The organism is Caecibacter sp. AF58-12pH5A (assembly GCF_027681725.1).
In the GTDB taxonomy this organism is placed as follows: domain Bacteria; phylum Bacillota; class Negativicutes; order Veillonellales; family Megasphaeraceae; genus Megasphaera; species Megasphaera hominis.
Map to the genome: position 1 here is coordinate 50724 of NZ_JAQDBC010000005.1, position 23003 is coordinate 73726.

General features: G+C 50.1%; 25 protein-coding genes and 5 tRNA genes. All 30 read left to right on the forward strand.

Annotated elements, in window-relative coordinates; translation table 11 throughout:
* The first annotated feature begins 1 nt into the window (after nt 1).
* The 30 genes from PGX44_RS03925 (at nt 2) to nudC (ending at nt 22893) form a co-directional block, all read left to right on the forward strand.
* Nucleotides 2-1123 carry an ABC transporter permease gene (locus PGX44_RS03925; protein ID WP_498854340.1) on the forward strand — a complete coding sequence of 374 codons (1122 nt, stop codon included), beginning with the start codon at nt 2-4 and terminating at the stop codon, nt 1121-1123.
* A complete protein-coding gene (locus PGX44_RS03930; RefSeq protein WP_498854341.1) occupies nt 1123-2247 on the forward strand; it encodes an ABC transporter permease in 1125 nt (374 codons plus the stop codon). The genes PGX44_RS03925 and PGX44_RS03930 overlap by 1 nt, the downstream gene beginning before the upstream one ends.
* A 138-nt stretch (nt 2248-2385) precedes the next feature.
* Nucleotides 2386-2462: transfer RNA gene (locus PGX44_RS03935), tRNA-Asp, on the forward strand.
* A 7-nt stretch (nt 2463-2469) separates the two neighbouring features.
* A tRNA-Phe gene (locus PGX44_RS03940) sits at nt 2470-2545 on the forward strand.
* Between the two features lie 7 nt (nt 2546-2552).
* Nucleotides 2553-2627 (forward strand) — tRNA-Gly (locus PGX44_RS03945).
* A gap of 3 nt (nt 2628-2630) precedes the next feature.
* Nucleotides 2631-2704, forward strand: a tRNA-Cys gene (locus PGX44_RS03950).
* 22 nt (nt 2705-2726) lie between these two features.
* Nucleotides 2727-2815: transfer RNA gene (locus PGX44_RS03955), tRNA-Leu, on the forward strand.
* A 139-nt stretch (nt 2816-2954) separates the two neighbouring features.
* Entirely contained in the window at nt 2955-3680 is a 726-nt protein-coding gene (locus PGX44_RS03960; RefSeq protein ID WP_498854342.1) for a segregation and condensation protein A, read from the forward strand.
* On the forward strand, nt 3658-4266 hold the full coding sequence (gene scpB / locus PGX44_RS03965; RefSeq protein ID WP_186501918.1) for an SMC-Scp complex subunit ScpB: 609 nt from the start codon (nt 3658-3660) through the stop codon (nt 4264-4266). The genes PGX44_RS03960 and scpB overlap by 23 nt, the downstream gene beginning before the upstream one ends.
* A complete protein-coding gene (locus PGX44_RS03970; RefSeq protein ID WP_498854343.1) occupies nt 4235-4954 on the forward strand; it encodes a pseudouridine synthase in 720 nt (239 codons plus the stop codon). Before scpB ends, PGX44_RS03970 begins: the two co-directional genes overlap by 32 nt.
* 14 nt (nt 4955-4968) lie before the next feature.
* Nucleotides 4969-6213, forward strand: a complete 1245-nt coding sequence (locus PGX44_RS03975) for a BaiN/RdsA family NAD(P)/FAD-dependent oxidoreductase (RefSeq protein ID WP_498854344.1) — start codon at nt 4969-4971, stop codon at nt 6211-6213.
* Nucleotides 6210-6878 (forward strand): (d)CMP kinase, encoded by a 669-nt coding sequence (gene cmk, locus PGX44_RS03980; protein ID WP_498854345.1) that lies wholly within the window; start codon nt 6210-6212, stop codon nt 6876-6878. The genes PGX44_RS03975 and cmk overlap by 4 nt, the downstream gene beginning before the upstream one ends.
* Nucleotides 6879-6891: 13 nt before the next feature.
* Nucleotides 6892-7521 (forward strand): lysophospholipid acyltransferase family protein, encoded by a 630-nt coding sequence (locus tag PGX44_RS03985; protein WP_498854346.1) that lies wholly within the window; start codon nt 6892-6894, stop codon nt 7519-7521.
* Complete coding sequence (locus PGX44_RS03990) at nt 7518-9503, forward strand: bifunctional 4-hydroxy-3-methylbut-2-enyl diphosphate reductase/30S ribosomal protein S1 (RefSeq protein ID WP_498854347.1); 1986 nt, start codon at nt 7518-7520, stop codon at nt 9501-9503. The genes PGX44_RS03985 and PGX44_RS03990 overlap by 4 nt, the downstream gene beginning before the upstream one ends.
* 80 nt (nt 9504-9583) lie before the next feature.
* Nucleotides 9584-10900, forward strand: a complete 1317-nt coding sequence (locus PGX44_RS03995) for a DUF512 domain-containing protein (protein WP_498854348.1) — start codon at nt 9584-9586, stop codon at nt 10898-10900.
* An 11-nt stretch (nt 10901-10911) separates the two neighbouring features.
* Nucleotides 10912-12243 carry a ribosome biogenesis GTPase Der gene (der, locus tag PGX44_RS04000; protein WP_498854349.1) on the forward strand — a complete coding sequence of 444 codons (1332 nt, stop codon included), beginning with the start codon at nt 10912-10914 and terminating at the stop codon, nt 12241-12243.
* A complete protein-coding gene (gene plsY, locus PGX44_RS04005) occupies nt 12240-12857 on the forward strand; it encodes a glycerol-3-phosphate 1-O-acyltransferase PlsY (RefSeq protein WP_498854350.1) in 618 nt (205 codons plus the stop codon). The genes der and plsY overlap by 4 nt, the downstream gene beginning before the upstream one ends.
* A 76-nt stretch (nt 12858-12933) precedes the next feature.
* Complete coding sequence (rsmD, locus tag PGX44_RS04010) at nt 12934-13491, forward strand: 16S rRNA (guanine(966)-N(2))-methyltransferase RsmD (protein WP_498854351.1); 558 nt, start codon at nt 12934-12936, stop codon at nt 13489-13491.
* Nucleotides 13492-13493: 2 nt separating this feature from the next.
* Nucleotides 13494-13985, forward strand: a complete 492-nt coding sequence (coaD, locus tag PGX44_RS04015) for a pantetheine-phosphate adenylyltransferase (RefSeq protein WP_186501908.1) — start codon at nt 13494-13496, stop codon at nt 13983-13985.
* An 11-nt stretch (nt 13986-13996) separates the two neighbouring features.
* The gene (locus tag PGX44_RS04020; protein ID WP_186501907.1) at nt 13997-14461 is read left to right on the forward strand and encodes an ATPase; all 465 of its coding nucleotides are present in this window, start codon (nt 13997-13999) and stop codon (nt 14459-14461) included.
* A gap of 74 nt (nt 14462-14535) precedes the next feature.
* Nucleotides 14536-15345 (forward strand): TrmH family RNA methyltransferase, encoded by an 810-nt coding sequence (locus tag PGX44_RS04025; RefSeq protein ID WP_498854352.1) that lies wholly within the window; start codon nt 14536-14538, stop codon nt 15343-15345.
* Nucleotides 15346-15349: 4 nt separating this feature from the next.
* Nucleotides 15350-16117, forward strand: a complete 768-nt coding sequence (larB, locus tag PGX44_RS04030) for a nickel pincer cofactor biosynthesis protein LarB (protein WP_186501905.1) — start codon at nt 15350-15352, stop codon at nt 16115-16117.
* 4 nt (nt 16118-16121) lie between these two features.
* Nucleotides 16122-16574 (forward strand): nickel pincer cofactor biosynthesis protein LarC2, encoded by a 453-nt coding sequence (gene larC2 / locus PGX44_RS04035; protein WP_186501904.1) that lies wholly within the window; start codon nt 16122-16124, stop codon nt 16572-16574.
* Complete coding sequence (locus PGX44_RS04040; RefSeq protein ID WP_498854353.1) at nt 16558-17502, forward strand: ribonuclease HIII; 945 nt, start codon at nt 16558-16560, stop codon at nt 17500-17502. The genes larC2 and PGX44_RS04040 overlap by 17 nt, the downstream gene beginning before the upstream one ends.
* A gap of 7 nt (nt 17503-17509) precedes the next feature.
* Nucleotides 17510-18358: a ChbG/HpnK family deacetylase gene (locus tag PGX44_RS04045; protein ID WP_186501902.1), complete on the forward strand. Its 849-nt coding sequence runs from the start codon at nt 17510-17512 to the stop codon at nt 18356-18358.
* A gap of 27 nt (nt 18359-18385) precedes the next feature.
* The gene (locus tag PGX44_RS04050) at nt 18386-19315 is read left to right on the forward strand and encodes an NAD-dependent epimerase/dehydratase family protein (RefSeq protein WP_186501901.1); all 930 of its coding nucleotides are present in this window, start codon (nt 18386-18388) and stop codon (nt 19313-19315) included.
* Complete coding sequence (locus PGX44_RS04055; protein WP_498854354.1) at nt 19312-19767, forward strand: ACT domain-containing protein; 456 nt, start codon at nt 19312-19314, stop codon at nt 19765-19767. Before PGX44_RS04050 ends, PGX44_RS04055 begins: the two co-directional genes overlap by 4 nt.
* An 11-nt stretch (nt 19768-19778) precedes the next feature.
* Nucleotides 19779-21065 carry a homoserine dehydrogenase gene (locus tag PGX44_RS04060; protein ID WP_186501899.1) on the forward strand — a complete coding sequence of 429 codons (1287 nt, stop codon included), beginning with the start codon at nt 19779-19781 and terminating at the stop codon, nt 21063-21065.
* Between the two features lie 11 nt (nt 21066-21076).
* Complete coding sequence (gene thrB, locus PGX44_RS04065; protein ID WP_498854355.1) at nt 21077-21991, forward strand: homoserine kinase; 915 nt, start codon at nt 21077-21079, stop codon at nt 21989-21991.
* Nucleotides 21992-22068: 77 nt separating this feature from the next.
* Nucleotides 22069-22893 carry an NAD(+) diphosphatase gene (nudC, locus tag PGX44_RS04070; protein WP_498854356.1) on the forward strand — a complete coding sequence of 275 codons (825 nt, stop codon included), beginning with the start codon at nt 22069-22071 and terminating at the stop codon, nt 22891-22893.
* Nucleotides 22894-23003: the final 110 nt, after the last annotated feature.

Here is a 23003-nt window from a genome sequence, read left to right on the forward strand (position 1 = left end):
AATGAAACTAAATCGCCATAGCCTTCGCCGTATGGGCGCTCTGACGCGCAAGGAATTTTTTCAGCTCATGCGCGACCAGAGCAGCCTGCTTATGGGGATTGTGCTGCCTCTCATCCTGATCCTGATCATGGGGTACGGCATGTCCCTGGACGTCAAGAACGTACCGACGGCCATCGTCTTGGAGGATCCCTCGCCAACGGCCCGTCAGATGGTGAACTTTACGGAAGGATCGGCGTATTTTTCGCCGGTTTACGTGCGCTCTATGCAGACGGCAGAAACCCTCTTGGCGCAGCACGACGTGGATGCGATCATCCGGGTACCTCAAAATTTTGCTGCCGATGTGAATCAGGGGACAGCCAAGGTGCAGGTAATTCTCAATGGTACCGAAGCGACAACGGCTATGTCGGCCCAACGCTATATCGAAGCGGCTGTGCTGACGTGGGAAACCGGTTTGTCCGTACGGAGCGCCAGTGCCGGCCAGGCGACGACAGTAAGCCGCATCTGGTTTAATGATGCCAATACGAGCGCCTGGTTTTTCGTGCCGGGTATCCTCATGCTGGTCTTGACGACGAGCGGCGTCTTTCTGACATCTGTCGTCATGGCCCGGGAATGGGAACGGGGGACCTTTGAGTCGCTGTTTGTCACACCTATTAAAATTGGTGAGCTCATCCTGGCCAAGGTTCTGCCTTATTTTGCCGTTGCCGTCTTTGGTATGATCCTGTGCCTCATTGCCGGGAACGTGCTGTACGACCTGCCTATGCGTGGTTCACTCATCCTGCTCATCGGTGTCTCCATGCTCTATTTGATCATTTCCCTGGGCATTGGCCTGGTCATTTCGGCCCTCACGAAGAACCAGTTTTTAGCCTGTCAGGTGTCGCTCATGATCAGCTTCCTGCCATCGGTCATGCTCTCGGGGTTTCTTTTTGACCTCCATTCCCAGCCATTGGCCATTCAAATAATCAGCCAGTTTTTGCCGACGACGTACTATCTGCAACTCATGAAGACACTCTTCCTGGCCGGCAACTATTGGCCCCTTATTATCCGCAACGGTTTGATTCTCCTGGGCTTCGCTATTTTGTTTATCGGCCTGGCCTTCCGCATGACACGTAAGGAGATGGAATAATGACATTCTTCGAGACGCTGGTACTTTTTGGACAGCATTTGCGCTACTTGTGCCAAAAGGAATTAATTACGATCTTCAAGGACCCGCGCATGCAGTTTATGCTGGTCATGCCGGTTATTATACAGGGCTTTATTTTTGGCTACGCTGCCAACTATAACCTTGATCGCGTGCCCTATGCCGTCGTTGACGAATCGCATAGCAGCAGTTCCCGCGACTATCTGGCCCGCTTTTCGGGAACTACGTCCTTTGAATTGAAGGCCGTTCTGGGCAATACCAGCGAATTAGGCGATCTCATTACATCCGGTGATGTTATTATTGCCATCGTCATTCCTCAGGACTTTGAAGATATTTTAAGCCGTGGCGGTACAGCGCCGGTGCAGGTTATCGCTGATGGACGTAATAGTTCTATCGCCGGCATTGCAACCGGGTACGTGAGTCAGATTACGGCTGCCTGGAATGAATCGCGCCGCGGTTCAGCAGGCCCCATTACTATTGAAAGCCGCACGTGGTACAATCCCAATCAGATTACGCGCTGGAATTTCCTGCCTGGCCTGATTGCCATGATTTCCTTTGTGCAGGTCATCTTTTTGGCGGGTCTTTCCATTGCCCGTGAACGGGAGCAGGGTACCTTTGAGCAGCTTCTCGTAACGCCCTTGTCACCGCTGGAAATCCTCATTGGCAAAGCTATGCCGCCTATGCTCATTGGCTTTGCGCAAAGCGCCATGCTCTACCTTATTGCCCGCTATTGGTTTGCCGTGCCCTTTGCCGGTTCTCTGGGGACCCTGACGGTCATTATTTTGGTATTTATGCTCAGTTCGACGGGCATTGGTCTTTCCATTTCTGCCGTTTCCCGCAATATGCAGCAGGTCCTGGTCTATGTACTGGTTCTCATGATTCCCATGGTACTTCTGTCCGGTATTGCTACGCCTGTACGTAACATGCCGGAATTTCTCCAAATCATTACCTATGCCGATCCCATGCGCTTTGCCGTAGATGCCGTAAAACGTGTTTACCTTGAAGGCGCCGGCCTGGCTGCCATCTGGTGGGATTTGGTGCCCATGTTCCTGATTGCGGCGGTCACCATGCCTGTTGCGGCCTGGCTGTTCCGGCACCGGACAGTTTAGAAATGCCTGGCTATGCGCCTTGGCAGAGCCAAGAAAAATATTAGCAAAAAAAATGAAAAAAAGACTTGCCAAAAGGCATGGTACATGATACAATACTTTTTGTTCGAGGCACTAAGGCCCCGGACGGAAAGTGGAAACGGCCCCGTGGTGTAGCGGTTTAACATGTCGCCCTGTCACGGCGAAGATCGTCAGTTCAAATCTGATCGGGGTCGCCATTTTTTTGCTCAGGTAGCTCAGTCGGTAGAGCAGGGGACTGAAAATCCCCGTGTCGGCGGTTCAATTCCGTCCCTGAGCACCATCTATATGCGGAAGTAGCTCAGTGGTAGAGCACCACCTTGCCAAGGTGGGGGTCGCGAGTTCGAGCCTCGTTTTCCGCTCCATATGGCGGCATAGCCAAGCGGTAAGGCAGAGGTCTGCAAAACCTTCATCCCCAGTTCGATTCTGGGTGCCGCCTCCATATTTTCAAAAAATCACGTCATGCCGAGGTGGCGGAACTGGCAGACGCAACGGACTTAAAATCCGTCGGATAGAAATATCCGTACCGGTTCGATTCCGGTCCCCGGCACCATTTAACAACACATTGCGACGAGCATGGTAACGGTTAAGATTTATGTGCTCTGGCAACTGATTTGAAGGTTTGGATGTAGATCCAAACCTTTTTTGTAATATGCATGGTGTATGTGACTGTGCAGGGGGTTAGGATGCCCATGGAAGCGTATCAATACAAAGTATCGGATTTTGAAGGCCCGCTCGACTTATTATTGTATCTGATTGAAAAAAACAAGGTTGATATTTATAATATACCTATTGTGGAAATTACTGATCAGTTCAATGCCTATGTGCGGGAGTTCGAGACCTTTGACGTCAATTACGCTAGTAAATTCTTTGTCATGGCAGCCACACTCCTGCAAATCAAGTCGCGTCTGCTGTTGCCGCGGCCCCCTCAGCTGGAAGAGGAGGGAGAAGACCCGCAGGAGGTACTGATCCGCCAGCTGGTAGAGTACAGGCAGATGAAACAGTTTTCTACTGCTATGGCGGCACTCTGGGAACGGCGCTGCCAGATGCCGGGCCGGGAACGGACTCCCATGCCTTTTACGAAACAGTTTTCCGGTAAGATTGAAAAAAGCGCCTTATATCAGGCTTTTCGGCTGGTATACCAAACGCTGCCGGAGACGCCTGTGACGGAGATCCACTTGCAGAAAGAAATTTACAGCGTAGCCGAATCGATGCGCCGCGTAGAAATGATTTTGCAACAGACGTCACGGCCGGTACCGGTGTGGCATATCTTTCGCATTTGCCGCACGCGGACCGAGCTGGTTGTCGTTTTTTTGTCTGTCCTGGAACTGCTGAAGCTGGGCAGATGCCGTACCTTATCTGACGGAGAGGAAGGAAATGCCGTTGCCTTACGCTATGTCCCCGGCGGGAACGCCTGAACCGACGGCCGTACTGGAAGCGTTGCTGTTTCTCAGCGGCCAGCCGTTAAGTGTTGCCGAACTGACGGCCCACACAGGCTGGGATGAAGAGAAAATCGAACAGACAGCCCAGACACTGGCCGGTGTCCTGCGTGAGGAGAAGCGGGGCCTGTGCCTGCTGCGCGTAGCCGGCGGCTATCAGCTCGTCGTGCGGCCTGAACTGTATGAAACCGTGCAATGGGTACATACGCGAACGACAGAGCTTTCTACGACGGCGTTGGAAGTGCTGGCCATCATCGCGTTTAAACAGCCTGTTACACGGGCAGAAATAGAAAAAATACGGGGTGTATCTTCAGAGCGGCTCATTGCGTCTCTCTTACAACAGGGACTGATCCAGGACCTGGGCAGGAAAGATTCACCGGGCCGGCCCATTTTATATGGAACGAGCGCGTATTTCTTAGAATGTATGGGTGTCGACTCCTTGTCCGAGCTGGCAGAGAAGATGCCCCAGGAATTGCAGCCACAAGCAGGGACGGAAACGCAGACTGCCACGACGCTGACAACGGAGGAACAAGATGAAAGAACGATTGCAAAAAGTAATGAGTAACTGTGGCGTCGCTTCACGACGGGCATCGGAACAGCTGATTCTCGCTGGCAAAGTACGCGTTAATGGCGTTGTCGTCCGCGAATTAGGGACGAAAGTAGATTTAGATAAGGATATCATCCTCGTCGACGGTAAGCGGCTGGAAGCTGAAAAGAAACGGTATTTCCTTTTTAATAAACCTAAGGGTGTCATTACGACGGCCAGTGACGACCAGGGCCGGGAAACGGTCATGGACTATTTTAAAAAAGTACCGGAACGTATTTATCCTGTTGGCCGGCTGGATCAAAATACAGAAGGCCTTCTGCTCATGACTAACGATGGAGAATTGGCCAATATTCTCATGCATCCGAGCAAACTCGTCGATAAGACCTACGAGGTAAAAATCAAAAGCCGCATTACCGACGCGGTATTGCAGCAGCTGGCTGACGGCGTAGAATTGGAAGATGGCATGACAGCACCGGCCATTGTTTGCTATAATGGATATGATGTCCATACAGGGATTACCAATGTGGAAATCACGATCCATGAAGGACGGAACCGCCAGGTCCGCCGCATGTTTGAACATTTTGGCCTGCAGGTATATAACCTGCGCCGTGTCCAGTATGCCTTCCTGACGCTGAGCGGTGTCAAACGCGGGGCGTATCGCCGCCTGACACCGGAAGAAATTGCTGAATTATACAAATACAAATAAGGGTGTACATAACATTGAAACGAGTGATTGTCATTGGCGCCGGAGCGGCTGGTATTTTTGCGGCTCTGGCAGCAGCCGGGCAAGGCGCAGACGTCTTGCTTTTTGAAAAAAACGATATTGTAGGGAAGAAGATGGGCATTACTGGCAAGGGCCGGTGTAATCTGACCAACACGTGCCCGATGGCCGACTTTATTGCCCGTACGCCAGGACATGGTAAATTCCTCTTCAGCGCCTATCAGGCCTATACCAATGAGGATCTGCTGAACCAGGTGCACGCTTGGGGACTGGCCACGAAGGAAGAGCGGGGCGGCCGCGTATTTCCCCAGTCCGATAGTGCCATTGAAGTACGCAAGCTCCTGTACCATCGCCTGCAGGCGGCGAAGGTAGACCTGCATCTGCAGGAACCGGTCCGGGCCGTGCACCACGATGCAAGCGGTTTTACTGTACAGACCGGCCGTGGTACATACACCGGGGAGGCTTGTATTATTACGACCGGTGGTGTGTCCTATCCGGTTACAGGCTCGAGCGGCGACGGCTATGGCTTTGCCAAGGCCCTGGGACATACGGTCACTGAGCTGAAGCCTTCCTTGATTCCTTTTACGACGTCTGATACGTGGGTAGCCGGCTTGGCCGGTTTATCCTTGCGCAACGTAGACGCATCGCTTTGGCGGCAAGGCAAAAAACTGGCTTCGCAGTTTGGTGAAATGCTCTTCACCCATACAGGCGTTTCGGGCCCGATTATTTTCATGCTGAGCAGTGCCGTAGCCCATAAGCCGAAATGGGAATTTCCCTTGCAGCTGCGCATTAATCTGAAACCGGCTCTTACGGCAGACGCTCTGGATGCACGGGTACAACGGGATTTTCAGAAATACCTGCGCAAACAGGTGGATAATGCCTTGAAAGAATTATTGCCCCAGCACCTGATCCCCGTCGTGCTAGATCAGGCAGGCATTGCGAGAGAAACGCCGGTCAATCAGATTACGCGTATACAGCGCCAGGATCTGGTGACGGTACTCCAGGCCTTGTCCCTGACCCTTACGGGAACGCGGCCTATTGCAGAGGCCATCGTTACGGCCGGTGGTGTTTCTGTCCGGGAAATCAACCCGAAAACGATGGAATCGAAATGTGTTGAGGGACTCTATTTCGCCGGCGAAGTTATGGACATTGATGCCTTTACCGGTGGCTATAATCTACAGGCAGCCTTTTCTACAGGTGTTGTAGCCGGACGTGCTGCCGCAGCGGAGGCGAAGGAAGAATGAAAAGACTGACTGTTGCTATTGATGGACCGGCCGGAGCCGGAAAAAGCAGTGTGGCTAAGATGGTAGCCAACCGGCTTCATTACTTGTACATTGATACAGGTGCCATGTACCGGGCGTTTACCTGGGCCATGTTAAAAAATCATATCGATCTGGCTGATACTGAAGCGGTACAAAGCCTGACCGATACGATACAAATCCGTCTGGAACCGGCTGCTGATTATTGCCACGTGTATGTAGGCGATACGGAAGTCACCGAGGATATTCGTACAGCTGACGTGTCTTCTCACGTTTCTCCTGTCGCAGCACTTGCAGTAGTGCGTACTAAACTGGTAAAATTACAGAGGGATATGGCCGCCTCTGGCGGCGTTATTCTTGATGGCCGGGATATCGGTACGGTTGTCCTGCCAGACGCGGATCTGAAGATTTTTCTTACCGCTTCTGTCGAAGCCAGGGCCCGCCGCCGTTATCTGGAGCTGCAAGCTAAGGGCAGTACAGAAACACTGGCTGCTATTGCTGCCAGCATAGCTGCCCGCGATGATATGGACTCCCATCGGGCTGTTTCACCGTTGAAACAGGCAGAGGACGCTATACTCGTCGATAACAGCCATCTCGATTTGCAGGAAACGGCAGACTTGATCTGCAAGCTCATCGAAGAAAAACAATAAGGATGCGGGAAAAATGAGAAACTTTTGTTATGCCGTGATTCGCTTCCTCTTTAACGTGGCCACCTATTTATGGCTGGGCATGAAGGTATTTGGGGCAGAACACGTGCCAAGAAAAGGGGCCTTTATCATGGCCTCGAACCATGCCAGCTATTTCGATCCGCCGTTAGTAGGAACGGCGATGCGGCACAGGCTGATTCATTTTATGGCAAAAGAAGAACTCTTCCGCAATCCCTTTATGGGCTGGTTCCTGCGTTATGTCCGGACCTTTCCTGTCCATCGCGGCCGCGTCAACCGCAAAGCGCTGCTGGAAGCGTTGCGCGTGTTAAAAAGCGGCGAAGTCCTGGGGATTTTTCCCGAAGGAACCAGCAAGGACCAAGGTATCCTGGGACCTTTTCATGAAGGCGTCGCCATGATCGCCATTCATGCACAGGCACCTGTGCTGCCGACGGCCGTTATCAATTCGCGGCAGCTGCCTAAAAAGACAGGCCCTGTGCGTGTCGTATTTGGGGAGCTCATACAGCCGCCACTGCCTTGTCAGGGAGACCGGGAGGCACAACGCGAACAGGTCCAGGCCTTTTTGGAAGAAATAAGAAACGGAGTACTGGCCTTGATTCACCAGTACGGAGAGGATGAAGTGCATTGAACGTATTCATTGCCGATGCCTGCGGCTTTTGCTACGGCGTACGCCGGGCAATAGAACTGGCATCCCATGCGGCCAGTGGTACGCATACGTTGGGGCCTATCATACATAATCCCCAAGTCGTAGCCCGTCTGGCTGAGCGTGGCGTATCGCCTGTAGCTTCCCTAGACGAAGTTAGCACAGGAGAACCGCTTTTGATCCGTTCCCACGGTGTTGGACCGGAGGTTTATGAAAAAGCAGCAGAAAAACACTTACAAGTAGTGGACGCCACATGCCCACATGTAAAAAAAGCACAGCAAGATGCGAAAAAAATCATCGAAAAGAACAAAAATCTTATAATTATTGGCGAAAAAGCTCATCCAGAGGTAATTAGTATTTCACAATGGGGGGCAAATCGTGCTATTATATTAGATAGGGAAGAAGAAGCCCGGGCCCTGCCTCATATGAAAGAGGCCGGCGTCGTCGTGCAGACTACCTTTTCCCAGGAGCAGTTCAAACGCATCAAAGCGATACTCGAATCCAAAGTCGATGACTTGGAGATAGATATGACCATTTGCACAGCTACACAGCAACGGCAGCAGGCTGCCATTGAGCTGGCTGGCAGGATGGATGCCATGATCGTTATTGGCGGCAAGAACAGTGCCAATACCGGCCGGCTAGCACAAGTGTGCAAAGAACAGGGTTGCCCGACATATCACGTTGAAACAGCAGCTGAATTAGATACGGCCTGGTTCCGTGGTATGAAGAATATAGGCATTACAGCCGGCGCTTCCACGCCGGATTGGATAATACAGGAGGTTGTTAAGATTATGGAAAATTTGCAAGCAGATGCCACAGAAGTAATGAGTGAAGAATTGTTGGACCAGTATGATTATGAAGAAAATCCAAAGAAAGGCGACGTAGTAGAAGGCACGGTTATTTCTGTGAACGATGATGCTGCCTATGTTTCCATCGGCACGAAAGCAGAAGCAATCCTGCCGAAAAAGGAAATGGCTGTACCCGAACCTGAAAAGGCTAGCGATTTTGTTAAAGTTGGCGATAAACTGACTGTTGAAATTGCTAACAATATTAAGGATGAAGGCTCGATTGTCGTTTCCCTGGTAAAAATGAAGAAAGTCGAAGACTGGAAAGAAGTCCGCGATGCATTTGAAAACGATCAGCTCGTTGAATGTACCGGTAAAGAAATCAACAAAGCCGGCCTGGTCGTTTCCATTAAATCCCTGCGTGGTTTTATTCCCCTTTCCCAGGGCGATATCCGTTTTGTAAAATCCTTGGATTACCTCGTAGGCCAGACCTTCCAGGTTAAAGTCATCGACATTGATGAACATAAAAACCGCCTCGTTCTTTCCCGTAAAGCTGTTCTCGAAAAAGAACGTGAAGCAAAACGGGAAGAAGCCATGGAAAAAATTGAAGAAGGTGCAGTACTCGAAGGCACAGTCGTTAAGATCATGCCTTATGGCGCATTCATCGACCTCGGCGGCGTAGAAGGCTTGCTCCATATTTCTGACATTTCCTGGAAACGTATCAGCTCCGTTGACGCAGTTCTCAAGCAGGGCGACAAGCTGCAGGTACTCGTACAGAAATTCGATAAAGAACGCAATCGTATTTCGCTTTCCTTGAAAGCACTGCAGAAGAATCCTTGGATCGCTGCTATTGAAAAGATCGAAGTTGGCGACGTAGTCAAAGGCGAAGTTAAAAAACTGCTGCCCTTCGGCGCTATCTTGGCTATCGATCCGGAATTACAGGGTCTCCTGCACATTTCCGAACTGACGGAAAAACGCGGTGCTAACGTAAAAGATCTCGTGAATATCGGCGATATCATGAACGTCAAGATTATCGGCATTGATGCAGATAAGAAGAAGATTTCCCTGAGTGTATTGGCATTGCAGAAGGATGAAGAAGAACAGGAAGTTCACGACTATCTGGAACATGCAAAACAGCAGGAAGAATCGGCTACAATTGGCGACGCTGTAGAAGATAAATAAGTTTTCGTGGGAAAAGGGATAGCCGGCGTAAACCGGTTATCCTTTTTTTTAAAACTCCCTATTTTAGAAAGGATAAAAATATGTCTGACACGTTAAAAGCTGTCATTGCCAGTGTACAGGACGGCAGCCGGGCACAGCGGGAAGGCTTGCAGCCAGGCGATACGATTGTTTCCGTCAATGGACAGGCCGTTGAAGACCTGATTGATCTCAATTTTGCCTTAGCCGACGAAAACGTGCATCTCGTTGTGAAAAATGGCGATAGTCTGCGGGATTGCTATTTTCAGAAGCGCTTTGGCGAAGACCTGGGACTGACCATGGAAAATGCCGTCTTCGATCATATCCGCCAGTGTTGGAACAACTGTGTGTTTTGTTTCATTGCCCAGATGCCGGAAGGTATGCGTCCTTCCCTGTATGTAAAAGATGACGATTACCGTATGTCGTTTCTGACCGGCAGCTTTATTACGTTGTCCAACCTTTCGAAAGACGATCTGAAACGGATTCATCAGTTCCATCTGTCCCCGCTTCATATTTCTGTCCATACGACAAACGGTGAATTACGGCGTCTTATGATGCGGCAGGAACGCACGGAGAAGATCATGGAACAGCTGCAGCAGCTCGTCCATGCGGATATCGACATCTATTGCCAGATCGTTCTCGTACCAGGATATAATGATGGGGAAGAATATACGCGTACCCTGAAGGATTTAAAGGGCCTCGGCCCTAACGTCCTGGGCATTGCTGTCGTACCCTTGGGCATGACCAAGTTCCGCGACAGCTGTGAAAAGCTGGAACCGGTCACGGCAGAAGAAGCCCGTGACATCATTCACCGCTCCCAGCCCTTTATCGATCAAAGCCGTGCAGCCGGTACGGGCAGCTTTGTCTATCTGGCTGACGAATTTTATCTCAAGGCTGGTATTCCCTTGCCGGATGCGGCCTATTATGATAACTACGAGCAAATCGAAGACGGCATTGGTATGATGCGCCTCTTTGAACAGCAGTGGCATAGCTGGGACGGAACAGTTCGTACGGCCTATGACAAGCCGCTGCGCCTGGCCCTCTTTACAGGAACCTTGGCAGCGCCTTCCATTAAGGAGCTGGTCGATGAAGTGCACGTAGACAACCTGGAGGCCACAGTTATTCCCGTAACCAACTATTACTTTGGTACGCAAATCAACGTAGCCGGTCTGCTCACGGCAGAAGACATGCTGAATGCCTGGCAGGACCTGCGTGGTCACTGGGACGGTATCATTATTCCCGGTACGGCCCTGCGTAAAGGCGAAAATATTTTTCTGGATGACCTGACACTGGAAGAATTTGAAAAGAGAGCCGGTGTCCCCGTAGGTGTGAGCGAATTTGCCCCACAATTAAAAGATCTCTTATATCATTGGCAGGAATAAGGAGCAAGAATATGTATAAACCGTTAGTAGCCGTTGTTGGGCGGCCGAATGTAGGAAAATCGACACTCTTCAACGCTGTTGTCAAAAAACGCATCTCTATTGTTGAAGATATTCCCGGCGTTACGCGCGACCGTATTTATTTTGATGGCGAATGGCTGGGCCATGAATTTACGATGATCGATACAGGCGGTATCGAATTTGATGATGTAGACAACAACTTCTTTACCAGCATGCGGTATCAGGCAGAGCTTGCTATCCGCGAAGCCGATGTCATTATTTATGTCGTCGATGGCAAAACCGGTATCCAGCCGCAGGACCAGGAAATAGCTAATATTCTCCGCTCGTCAGGAAAACCGGTCATTCTGGCTGTCAACAAAATCGACAGTGTGGAACAGGAAATTAACATTTATGAGTTCTATAGCCTTGGCTTGGGGGATCCCATCGGTATTTCGGCAGTCAATCTCATGAATCTTGGTGATCTGCTCGATGAAGTATTGAAGTATATCAAAGAAATACCGGTAGACGAAGAGGATGAAGATGCCATTCATATTGCCCTCGTCGGCCGCCCGAACGTAGGCAAGTCATCTCTTACGAATGCACTCCTGGGACAGGAACGGGTTATTGTCAGCAATATTCCCGGTACGACACGTGACTCCATCGATACGCATTGGACTCATGACGATACGAAATTCGTGCTCATCGATACGGCCGGTATGCGCCGTAAGGCCAAAATCGACTTACCCGTCGAACGCTATAGCGTCGTCCGTGCCTTGCGTGCTGTAGACCGCTCCGATATTGCCGTTTTAGTCCTCGATGGCGTAGACGGCGTGACGGAACAGGACAAAAAGATTGCCGGATACGTTCATGAAGCCGGTAAGGGCTGTATCATTGTCGTCAATAAATGGGATCTCATCGATAAAGACAGCAAGACCAGCCTTAAATATACCGATGATATTCGGCGGGAACTGGCCTTTATGCAGTATGCACCGATCCTCTATGCATCGGCTCTGACGAAACAGCGCATTAACCGTTTGGCCGATCTCGTTAAATACGTATCGGAACAGCAGCATATGCGTATTTCTACGAGTGTTCTGAACGAATTGGTCGAAGATGCCCAGCTGACCAATCCGGCACCCGCTAAAAACGGACGTCCGCTGAAAATTTATTATATGACGCAGGCTTCCGTCGCACCGCCGACGTTTGTCCTCTTCGTCAATGACCCGCAGCTCGTTCATTTTTCCTACACCCGCTTCCTGGAAAACAAGCTGCGTGAAACCTTCGGCTTTGAAGGGACGCCGATCCGCCTTATTTTGCGCGGAAAAAAGGGAGATGAAGAAAGTTGACAGCAGGTCTCTTTTGGTTGGCCCTGGCTTATGTGGCCGGCTCTTTCCCGAGCGGGCTGGTCATCGGCAAAACCCTCTATCATAAGGATATCCGCCAATACGGCAGCCATAATACGGGCGCGACGAATGCATATCGTGTCCTTGGCAAGACTGGCGGCCTGTGCGTCCTCGTTCTCGACGCTTGCAAAGGTGCATTGGGCGTCTACCTGGGTGAATTGGCAGGCCTGTCGTGGCTGCCGCAGCAGCTGGAGTTCTGCATGATTGCCGGAGGACTCTTAGCTATATTAGGCCATTCGTGCTCGGTATTTATGAAATTTAAGGGTGGCAAAGGCGTAGCTACCGGGTTAGGTGTACTGCTGTACCTGGCACCACGGGAAACGCTCATCGTCTTTGTCGTCTGGTGTATTGTCGTTGGCCTGACGCGGTACGTGTCCTTGGGTTCTATTATTGCCGCGGCGCTCGTGCCCTTTGTTATGTATGCCTTTCATGAACCGTTTGAAATCGTTGCCTTTGGCGCATTGGCAGCTCTTTTTGTCATTGTCCGTCACAGGACGAATATCATACGGCTCCTGCACGGTAACGAACTAAAGGTAGAACGGATCAAGAAAAAATAGGACTGTCCGTTTTAGGTTTGGTATTTGATATGTATAGAAAAACGTGTATAATTAACATGTACGAGCAGGTGATGAAGTGAGAATCATAAGCGGCAGTGCCCGGGGCAGACAGTTAAAGTCGCCCAAAGGGATGTTAACACGTCCGACACTGGACAGCACACGGGAAAGTATTTTCAATATTCTGGCTAATAATTACGGCCTTGCCGGCAGCCGGGTTTTGGATATCTTTGCCGGGACAGGTGCACTAGGGCTGGAAGCACTCAGCCGCGGTGCCTCATACTGTGCCTTTATCGATCATTACACGCGGGATCTGATTCGGGAAAATGCCGCTATGTGTGGCTTTCAAGGACACTATGATGTATATCGTATGGAAGTCGGCCGGGCTTTGGCAGCTTTAAAAGGCCAGACGTTTCATTATATTTTTGCTGATCCGCCGTATAACAAAGATCTGGTATGCCATACGCTTTCCTGTATTTTCGGATATGGTTTGCTGGATTCCGATGGCCTGATTATTATGGAACATTGCCGGCAGGAACCGATTGCTGACAATCCGGCGTATGAGGTCATCAGAGAAAAAACCTATGGAAAAGAAACGCGCGTCAGTTTTATCTGCCGTCGCCAGGAAGGGGAATAATTGTGCGAATCGGAATCTGTCCGGGAAGTTTTGATCCTGTTACGAACGGACATATTGATATATTTGAACGGGGCAGCAAGCTTGTAGACAAGCTGATTATCGCTGTATTCAGCAATCCGACAAAAAAACCTGTATTTACAATGGCAGAGCGGGAAGAAATGCTGCGTAAAACGACCAGTCACCTTCCCAATGTAGAGGTGGCCAGTGCTGAGGGCCTGCTCAACGAATATGCCATAGCACATGACGCTACATTGATTATTCGCGGTCTCCGTGCGCTCAGCGATTTCGAATATGAATTTCAGCGCGCTTTGCTCATGAAACAAATTGAACCGAGTATTGAAACCGTATTCATTATGGCGAATACCAAGTATTCCTACGTCAGTTCAACGGGTATCCGGGAGTTAGCCTGTTTTGGTGGCAAATTAGATGGAATGGTACCTGAATACGTAAAGCAGCAGCTGCAAATAAAATTTAAAGATAAATATAAGGCATAGGGGTGGAGAACATGAATTCTGATAAATTATTAGAAGATTTGGAAAGTTTAGTACTGAATGCGTCGAAGATGCCCTTTACGAACAAAAAGATGATTGAAGAAGAAGAATTACTGCAGATCATTGATGACTTAAAGGCTTCCATGCCAGCCGAATTGGAAGAATCCAAAAAGGTTTTGTCTGAAAAGGATAAGATCATTGCCGATGCCCAGCGTCATGCTGACAGCATGGTAGCCCAGGCAAAGGATTATATTGCTAAACTGACAGAAGAAAGTGAACTCGTGCGGCAGGCACAGGAGCATGCCAATCAGATCGTTATGAGCGCAACAAAGTCGTCTGATGAGTTGAAAAGCAGCTCTATTACATACGCCGGCGATGTACTGAAATATGTAGAAGGAACGTTAGAAAAGACACTGACGAGTATCCGTCAAAACAGGGACAGCCTGCTTCAATCGAACCGTCAGGATACGACCAAATAAATACGTTGCAGGTAGTGCCATAAGTGCAATATCCCTGAAGGATATTGCACTTTTTAGTACACGGAGGACAGCACATGAAGGATATTACATCGCGAGACAATCAATGGATTAAGGCAGCGTGCGCGCTGAAGCAGAAAAAGGGCCGCTGGGAAGCGCACCGCTTTTTTGCCGAAGGCTTCCGTATTATCTCTGACGCGATTCACGTCGGCGTCACAGATGGCGTCTGCTTTGTTTCGCCTAAAGGACAGTCTCATCCTGGTTTTTCCCAATTAGAAGCAGCCGGGGAAAAGCTGGGCTGGGAATTTTTTGCCGTTACAGAGGCCGTATACGATAAGCTGAAGGATACAAAAAATCCGCAGGGCCTGGCAGCGATGCTGCCTTTCTTGCCGCACAGCCTGGCATCGCTGCAGGGGCTCGATCCCAAGCGGCCGGTTCTTTACCTGGAAGCGATTCAGGACCCGGGGAATCTCGGGACCATCCTGCGTACAGCAGCTGCAGCCAATGCGGCGGCCGTATTGTTAAGTGAAGACAGTGTAGATGTGTATAATGATAAGACAATCCGCAGCGCTATGGGGGCTATTTTTAAGATTCCCGTCGTGCAGCAGGTCACGCAGGAGGAACTGCTTACCTTTCGCCGGCAGTCGGGACGGCAGCTGTTAGGGACGACTCCTGACGGCACGATATCGTACGCTGCCGTCGCCTATGATAACCCGCTCATCTTGGCCTTTGGCAATGAAGGTAACGGTCTTACGGCGGCGTGTCTTCAGGCGTGCGATCACTTGGTTTCTATTCCCATGAGAAAGGATACGGAATCACTGAATCTCTCCCTTTCTGTGGGCCTTGTCCTTTATAAAGCATGGGAAATGAATGGATTTAAGGAGTAGAGCTATGGCAGATATTACGACTATTTTACAACAATATAAAGACGGCAGCCTGACCCTGGATGCGGCGCAGCAGCAATTGCAGACGGCTGTTTCCTTGGCTGACGCTGCGTCAGTAGAAGATATGGGATTTGCCAATATTGATCTGCAGCGAAAAGAACGCTGTGGTTTTCCGGAAGTTGTCTACTGTGCCGGCAAGACGATTGACCAGTCTGTGCAAATATTGACACTGCTCATGCAGCAATATGACAACGTCATCGGCACGCGGGCCGATAAAGCTGTGTATGACCGACTGGTGCCTCAGTTCCCGGACGTACAATACCACGAACTGGCCCGTATGGTGTATCAGCGTAAGGACACCCATAATGATAATGGCGACAGGACCATCGCCGTCGTGACAGCAGGAACCAGCGATATTCCCGTAGCGGAAGAAGCGGCTCTTACGGCTGAAATTATGGGCAATGTAGTCGAACGCATTTATGATGTGGGCGTAGCCGGCATTCACCGCCTCCTGCGCCGGGCCGACGATATCCGCAAGGCCAATGTCGTCGTCGTCGTTGCCGGTATGGAAGGGGCCTTGGCCAGCGTCGTCGGCGGCCTGGTCAATAAGCCGGTGATTGCCGTGCCTACCAGTATTGGCTATGGCGCTAATTTCCATGGCTTATCGGCCCTTTTGGCTATGCTCAACAGCTGCGCCGCCGGCGTATCTGTCGTCAACATTGATAATGGCTTTGGTGCCGGCCGTTTGGCCGATATGATCAATCGCATGAGGTGAGCAGATGGAAACACTTTGGCAAATGGAAGCTAACATCGATGATATGAATCCGCAAAATATGGAGTACGTCTTCCGCTGCCTCCTCGATGCCGGCGTCAACGACGTCTGGGGCGTGCCCATCGTCATGAAAAAAGGACGTATGGCCACCATGCTTTGCGTTCTCTGCCGGGAAGAGCTGATTGAAAAAGCAGCCCAAATTATTTTTAAAGAAACGACCAGCGTCGGCGTACGCTATTTTCCCTTGAGCCGCATCGCCTGTGAGCGGGCTATTAAAACGGTAACTATCGACGGGGAAGTCTTGCATTGCAAGCTTTGCTGGCACGCAGGTGTACTGACCAATATTTCAGCGGAATACGATGACTGCCGTGCTGCTGCCGTAAAAACAGGGGTTCCCTTGAAGGAATGGCAGCGCCGCGTCCGGGAAGAGGCGTATAAACAATATGGACAAGATTCTTGACGAAAAGGTGCGGGCCTATAAGGCACAGCTTTCGGCAGCCGGTATCGAGTGTGTACGGGAAAAGCCTATCAATTACGGCTGGAACCTCGTATGCCGCCTGGGCAGTGAAGAAGGCCGCGTCAATATATACCACGGCAAAAAAGGAATTTCCGTCGTTCTTCAGGCTAAAGAAGGCGCCTTGAAGCAGGCTCTGGCCGGACTGGATCAGGCCCGGCCGGCAGGCCTTTCGGCAGCCAGATTTTTTGGCTCTCAAGGGGCAGCACCGGCTATCCGCCCGGCTGCTGCCGATACCTGGATGGGGTGTGACGAATCGGGCAAAGGAGACGTTTTTGGTCCTTTAGTCGTAGCAGCCTGCCAAATTACGAAAGAAGAGGAAGTCCTCTTTCAAAAAGCCGGGGTCTGCGACAGCAAGGCCCTGACCGACGCGAAAATTGCCACGCTGGCCGAATATATCCGCCAAACCCTGGCAGATCGCTGTGTGGTGACAGTTCTTATGCCGGAAGAGTATAATAAACAATATGAACTATTGAAAAAAAATAAGAAAAACTTGAACCATCTTTTGGGGAGTCTACATGGACAAAACATTTTATGTCTATTGCGTAAGCACAAATGTCCATGTATAATAGTGGATAAGTTCGGTAAGGATGAATATGTCCTGAATGAACTGCAGACGGTAGCGAAAACTCACCGTATTATCCAGATTCCCAAAGGAGAAAGAGATACGGCCGTAGCGGCGGCGTCCATTTTGGCACGGGATGCCTTTGTCCGCGCTATGAATACGCTTTCAAAGCGGTACGGTATGACTTTTCCTAAAGGAGCCTATGCGGGCATTGCGGCAGCCATAGCACAGTTCCGCCATCAATATGGTGATGCAGAACTGGCCTTTGTAGGAAAATTGAATTTTAAGACCTTTGATTTTTTACGGTGAGCAGCATATGAACAGATTGATTATTAACGCCGATGATTTTGGTATTCATCATGAAGTAAACCTGGCCGTCGCCAAGGCCTTTGACCAAGGTGTATTGACCAGCACGTCCTTACTCGCTTCGGGACCGGCTTTTAACGAGGCCGTAGCCTTGGCTGCAGCCCGGCCCGGTCTGGGTATAGGTGCACATTTATGCCTCGTAGGCAGCTTGTCGCCTGTCTTAGCGCCCAAAGAAGTACCGTCCCTCGTCGACGGGCGGGGCCTTTTTCCGGAAAGCTATGGCGAATTCATGAAACGCGTGTACAGCGGGCGGATTAATTATGAAGAACTGTACCGGGAACTGGATGCGCAATTAGAAAAAATCATGCAGCAGCCTTTGCAGATTACACATGTAGACAGCCATCAGCATTTACATGTATTGCCCCAGGTGTGGACCATCGTCCAGGCGTTAATGAAAAAGTATAAGCTGCACCGTCTGCGTATACCTGCCGAGTCGTATCGTTTCAAGGTATGGACGGCAAAGCCTGTGCGCGTTATGGGGCGAAACGGCCTGACCTTTTTGGCCAAACGGGCAGAAAAAGATGCCAGACGGCTGGGTTTTACAACAACTGATCATTTTTGGGGTATGGTAGATGGCGGCAATATGAATGAAGCAAATTTGTCTTATATCATCAAGCAGTTACCTTTTGGCGTGCATGAAATCATGATGCATCCGGGACTGCATACGAATGTGCTGGCCCAGACGTTTACGTGGGGCTACCATTGGCAGGATGAACTGGCGGCACTTCTGTCACCAGCTATACGGAATTTGCTGCAACAGCGTGAAATCAAATGTATTCATTACGGGGATCTGCCTTGATACCCAATCAGCTGGGAGTGACACATTTTGGAAATATTAGTGACAGGCGGAGCCGGTTTTATTGGCTCGCATTTAGTAAATGCACTGGCCGACGCAGGCCATCGGGTAACGGTAATTGATAATTTCAGCACAGGCTGCAGGGAGAATATGGATGACCGGGCCGAGTATTACGAAATGGATATCCGTGACCGGGAACAAGTAGCCTCTGTCTTTGCTTCCCACGCCTTTGAGATCGTCTTTCATGAGGCTGCACAAACATTGGTACCCTACTCCATGGAACACCCTGCAGAAGATGCCGAACTAAATATCATGGGTCTGCTCAATATTTTGGAAAACTGCCGGCAGTATCAGGTCAGACGGGTTATTTTTTCTTCTTCTGCGGCTGTGTACGGCAATAATGAAACCGTTCCTATCCGTGAAGAAGCCCCGGTTCAGCCGACCTCCTTTTATGGGTTGACCAAGGTGACGGCTGAAGTATATTTGCGCTTATATTATGAAGCCTATGGCCTTTCCTATGTCGTCCTGCGCTATGCCAATGTGTACGGCGAACGGCAGGGAACGCACGGAGAAGGTGGTGTGGTCTGCCTCTTTGCCAAGGCCCTGGCAGCTGGAAAAAAACTGATCATTTATGGAGACGGCGACCAATCCCGTGATTTTGTCTATGTCAAGGATGTGGCAGCTGCCAATATAGCCGCTATGGCAGAAAGCGTGGCGCCAGGTGTATACAATATCAGTACAAAAATTGAAACGACGATTAATGCACTAAAAGAAATCCTTATTTATTTCTCACATATGAGTCCTGATGTAGTCTATAAAGAGGCCCGTTCCGGCGACATATACCGCTCGGCACTAGACAATACGAAAGCCATAGAAGCCTTAAATTGGCGGCCTAAGACGAAGTTACTTCCGGGACTAATGGCTACATATTCATATTTTTTAGGGAGGTCCGACATATGAAAGTAAAGAACGACTCTGTATATGAATACTACCTCGTGCGAGAGGATATTCTGCCTGAGGCGATAAAAAAGACCATCAGGGTAAAAGAAATATTGAGACGCCATCAGACACGGACGATTAATGAAGCAGTACAGCTCATGGATTTAAGCCGCAGTGCCTTTTACAAGTATAAAGATTACGTCTATCCGTTTCATGATTTGTCCCAAGGGCGCATCATTACCTTTTCTATTATGATCAACGACCGTCCGGGCGAACTTTCACAGGTCCTCAACATCGTAGCCGGGAATAATGCCAGTATCCTGACGATTAATCAGGGCATTCCCCTGCAGGGCTTGGCGAACGTTACCATGTCTATTGAAACGAAGAATATGAAAGTAACAGTAGAAGAGCTTATGAAGATGCTCATGAAACAACCGGGGATTAATACAGTCAAACTGATTGGGCAAACGTAAGGAGGGGTAGTATGAAACACGTTGCGATAGCGCTGCTGGGGTGCGGTACCGTAGGCAAGGGAATCGTGGATTTATTGGAAAAGAACGCCGATCTCATTGAAGAACAGCTGGATACAAAAATTACGATCAAACGGATATTGATCCGTAACCTGGCCAAATATGAACGCATGGATTTGCCGAAGTCCATTGCCTTGACGACAGAATTTTCGGATATCATCAATGACGATGACATTGAAATTGTCGTAGAAGTCATGGGCAGTGCCGATTTTGCTAAAGAATGCATTGAAGCATGCTTTAAAAAGGGGAAAAGCGTGGTCAGTGCTAATAAAGACGTCATTGCTGATTATGGGATTCCCTTGCTCAAGATGAGCCAGGAACACAATGTAGATTTTCAATTCGAAGCCAGCGTTGCCGGCGGTATTCCTATTATCCGGCCCATGTACTCGTCATTAAACAGCAACCGCATCGACCGCATTATTGGCATCCTCAATGGAACGACCAATTATATTTTGAGCAATATGACCGAACGGGGCCTTTCCTATGAAGACGTGTTACAGGAAGCACAGGATAAAGGCTATGCCGAAGCGGATCCGACAAATGATGTAAGCGGTTATGACGCAGCCCGCAAGATAGCTATCTTGGCTACGCTGGGCTTCCATTCGGCTGTAACCTTCCGTGATGTAGCTGTAGAAGGGATTGAAAGAATCACGCAGGAAGATATTAGCCATGCTGAAGAGATGGGCTATGCAGTCAAACTGCTGGCTATTGCCACCCAGTCAGACGATGGCATTTCTCTTTCCGTGCACCCGGCTTTCATTCCTAAGCAGCATCCGCTGGCAAACGTCAGTGGTGCTTATAATGCTATTTATGTGCGCGGCAACGGTGTAGGCGATGTCATGTTCTACGGCCAGGGAGCCGGAGCGTTCCCGACGGCCAGCGCTGTACTTAGCGATGTCATGAATGTAATCCTCCATACGAATCTGACCATCACGGGCAAACGGGGCTACGTCTGGCACCAGGTACCGCTAGTGGACCCGAGCCATATTGAAGCTCCCTATTATTTGCGTATCATCGTAGACAATGCACCTGGTGTGCTCTCGAGTATTGCCGGCATTTTTGCAGAAAATGGTATCAGTATCCGGTCGCTGATCCAAAAGGATGAAACCAAAGAGGTTGCAGAAATCGTACTTCTTATCGATTCCTCAGCAGATGGGCTGGTGCGTGACGCCTTGCAGAGAATGACAGGGCTGTCCTGCGTCCGCCGTATTGCCAATGCAATACGAGTTATTGAAATATAAAGGGGAATGTCATGATACAGAAGGTACACGTAAAGGTTCCGGCTACTTCCGCTAATATGGGGTCCGGATTTGATGCTGTCGGCATTGCGCTGACATTATACAATGAAATTATTTTTGAAGAAACACCGGCAGGTACAGGCCTGACTATTGAAATCAAAGGCTTGGGCCAGGATACCATACCGCTGGATCCTAAAAAGAATATGGTAACAGAAGCCATGGAAATGGTAGCCAAGCGGAATGGCCAGGCTTTGCCGCCGGGCCACGTGACACTGATCAACCGGATTCCACCGGCCCGCGGAATGGGCAGCAGTTCTGCTGCGCTCGTAGGCGGTATCATGGTTGGTGATGCCCTGACGGGACGGAAACTGAAGCAGGAAGATGTACTGGTTATTGCCAGCCAGCTGGAAGGCCATCCCGATAATGTGGCACCAGCTACGTATGGCGGCCTTACCTCGTCTATTGTGCTCACCGATACGGCGTTGACTAATTCCATTCCTGTAGGGAACGAACTGTCTTTTATTACGGTCAGTCCGGAAATCGAAGTCTCTACAGAAGATGCGCGCCAGGCGTTGCCAGGCAACATTGATTATCGTAGTGCCGTGTTTAACGTGAGCCGTGTGAGCTTCCTCTTATCGTCCTTCTTTACGAAACGGTATGACAGGCTCCAATACAGCTTGCAGGATAAGCTTCACGTACCTTACAGGATCAAGCTTATTCCGGCTGGTCAGGAAGTACTCGACGCTGCCGTGGCAGCTGGCGCCCTGGGTTCGACAATCAGCGGCTCCGGTTCTACACTCATTGCCTTTGCAACGGAACGGGAACGGGAAATCGAAGAAGCCATGATCGAAACCTTTGCCGCCCACGGTATTTCTTCCTTTGGACATATCTTAAAAGCGGATAATACGGGTGCTGTGTATATCGATTAAACGATGTGCGGCCTTGCTGTGCCGGTTAGGCAGTAGCGGGCCGCTTTCTGTCTTTTTGCGAGGAGAAAACGATTGCTATGATTCAGGATATATATCCCCACGTCTATCATAATGAATTTACGCCTGTTCCCTATGGACCGGGCAGTGTAGTCTTAGCCTATGAAGAGCGCGGCGTATTGGCTCGCTTTCAAGACGGGACACTGATCCTGCCCAAGGCGGAAGAGCTCCCTTTCTTAGGCGAAGAAGATGTCATCTGGCTGTTCCGCCTCGATGAGCAAAACTTCTTTTTGTCCCGCCAGTCTGTGCCCGAAGGGGATGGGTTCACGTACGTCTCGATCCGGCACATGCGCATGGCCCGGCCCCGCTCTCTGGCGTTTGCCGCAGTTACAGGCCTTTCCCTGTGCGGCTGGTACCATAAACACCGCTTGTGTGGTTCCTGTGGCCGGCCGCTGGTTGCCAGTACGAAGGAGCGTATGCTCTATTGCCCGGAGTGCCAGATTATGAACTATCCGAGGATTAATCCGGCTGTTATCGTTGGCGTACGCCATGATGACGCCTTGCTTGTATCTGTATATGCCGGACGGGAATATAAAAATACGGCTCTCTTGGCAGGTTTTGCCGAAATAGGGGAGACCATTGAAGAAACGGTACACCGCGAAGTTATGGAAGAGGTCGGCATTCATGTAAAGAACCTGACCTTTTATAAGAGCCAGCCCTGGTGTTTTACGGATACGCTTCTCTTTGGCTTTTTCTGCGATCTCGATGGCAAGGCCGACCTGCACGTCGACCACAGTGAATTGGCGACGGCCCAGTGGCTGCAGCGGCAAGACCTGCCGGATGACCGGGAACACACGAGCCTGACCATGGAAATGATAACCCTCTTTAAGCAGGGCAAGGCTTGAGACATAGGAAGATAAGCCTTTTCAAGGTATTTGACACGCTTTGAAACGAGTCCGCATACATTGACAAGGCCTTTTAAAGTTGCTAAAATGAAGAACATAGTAAAAATAGC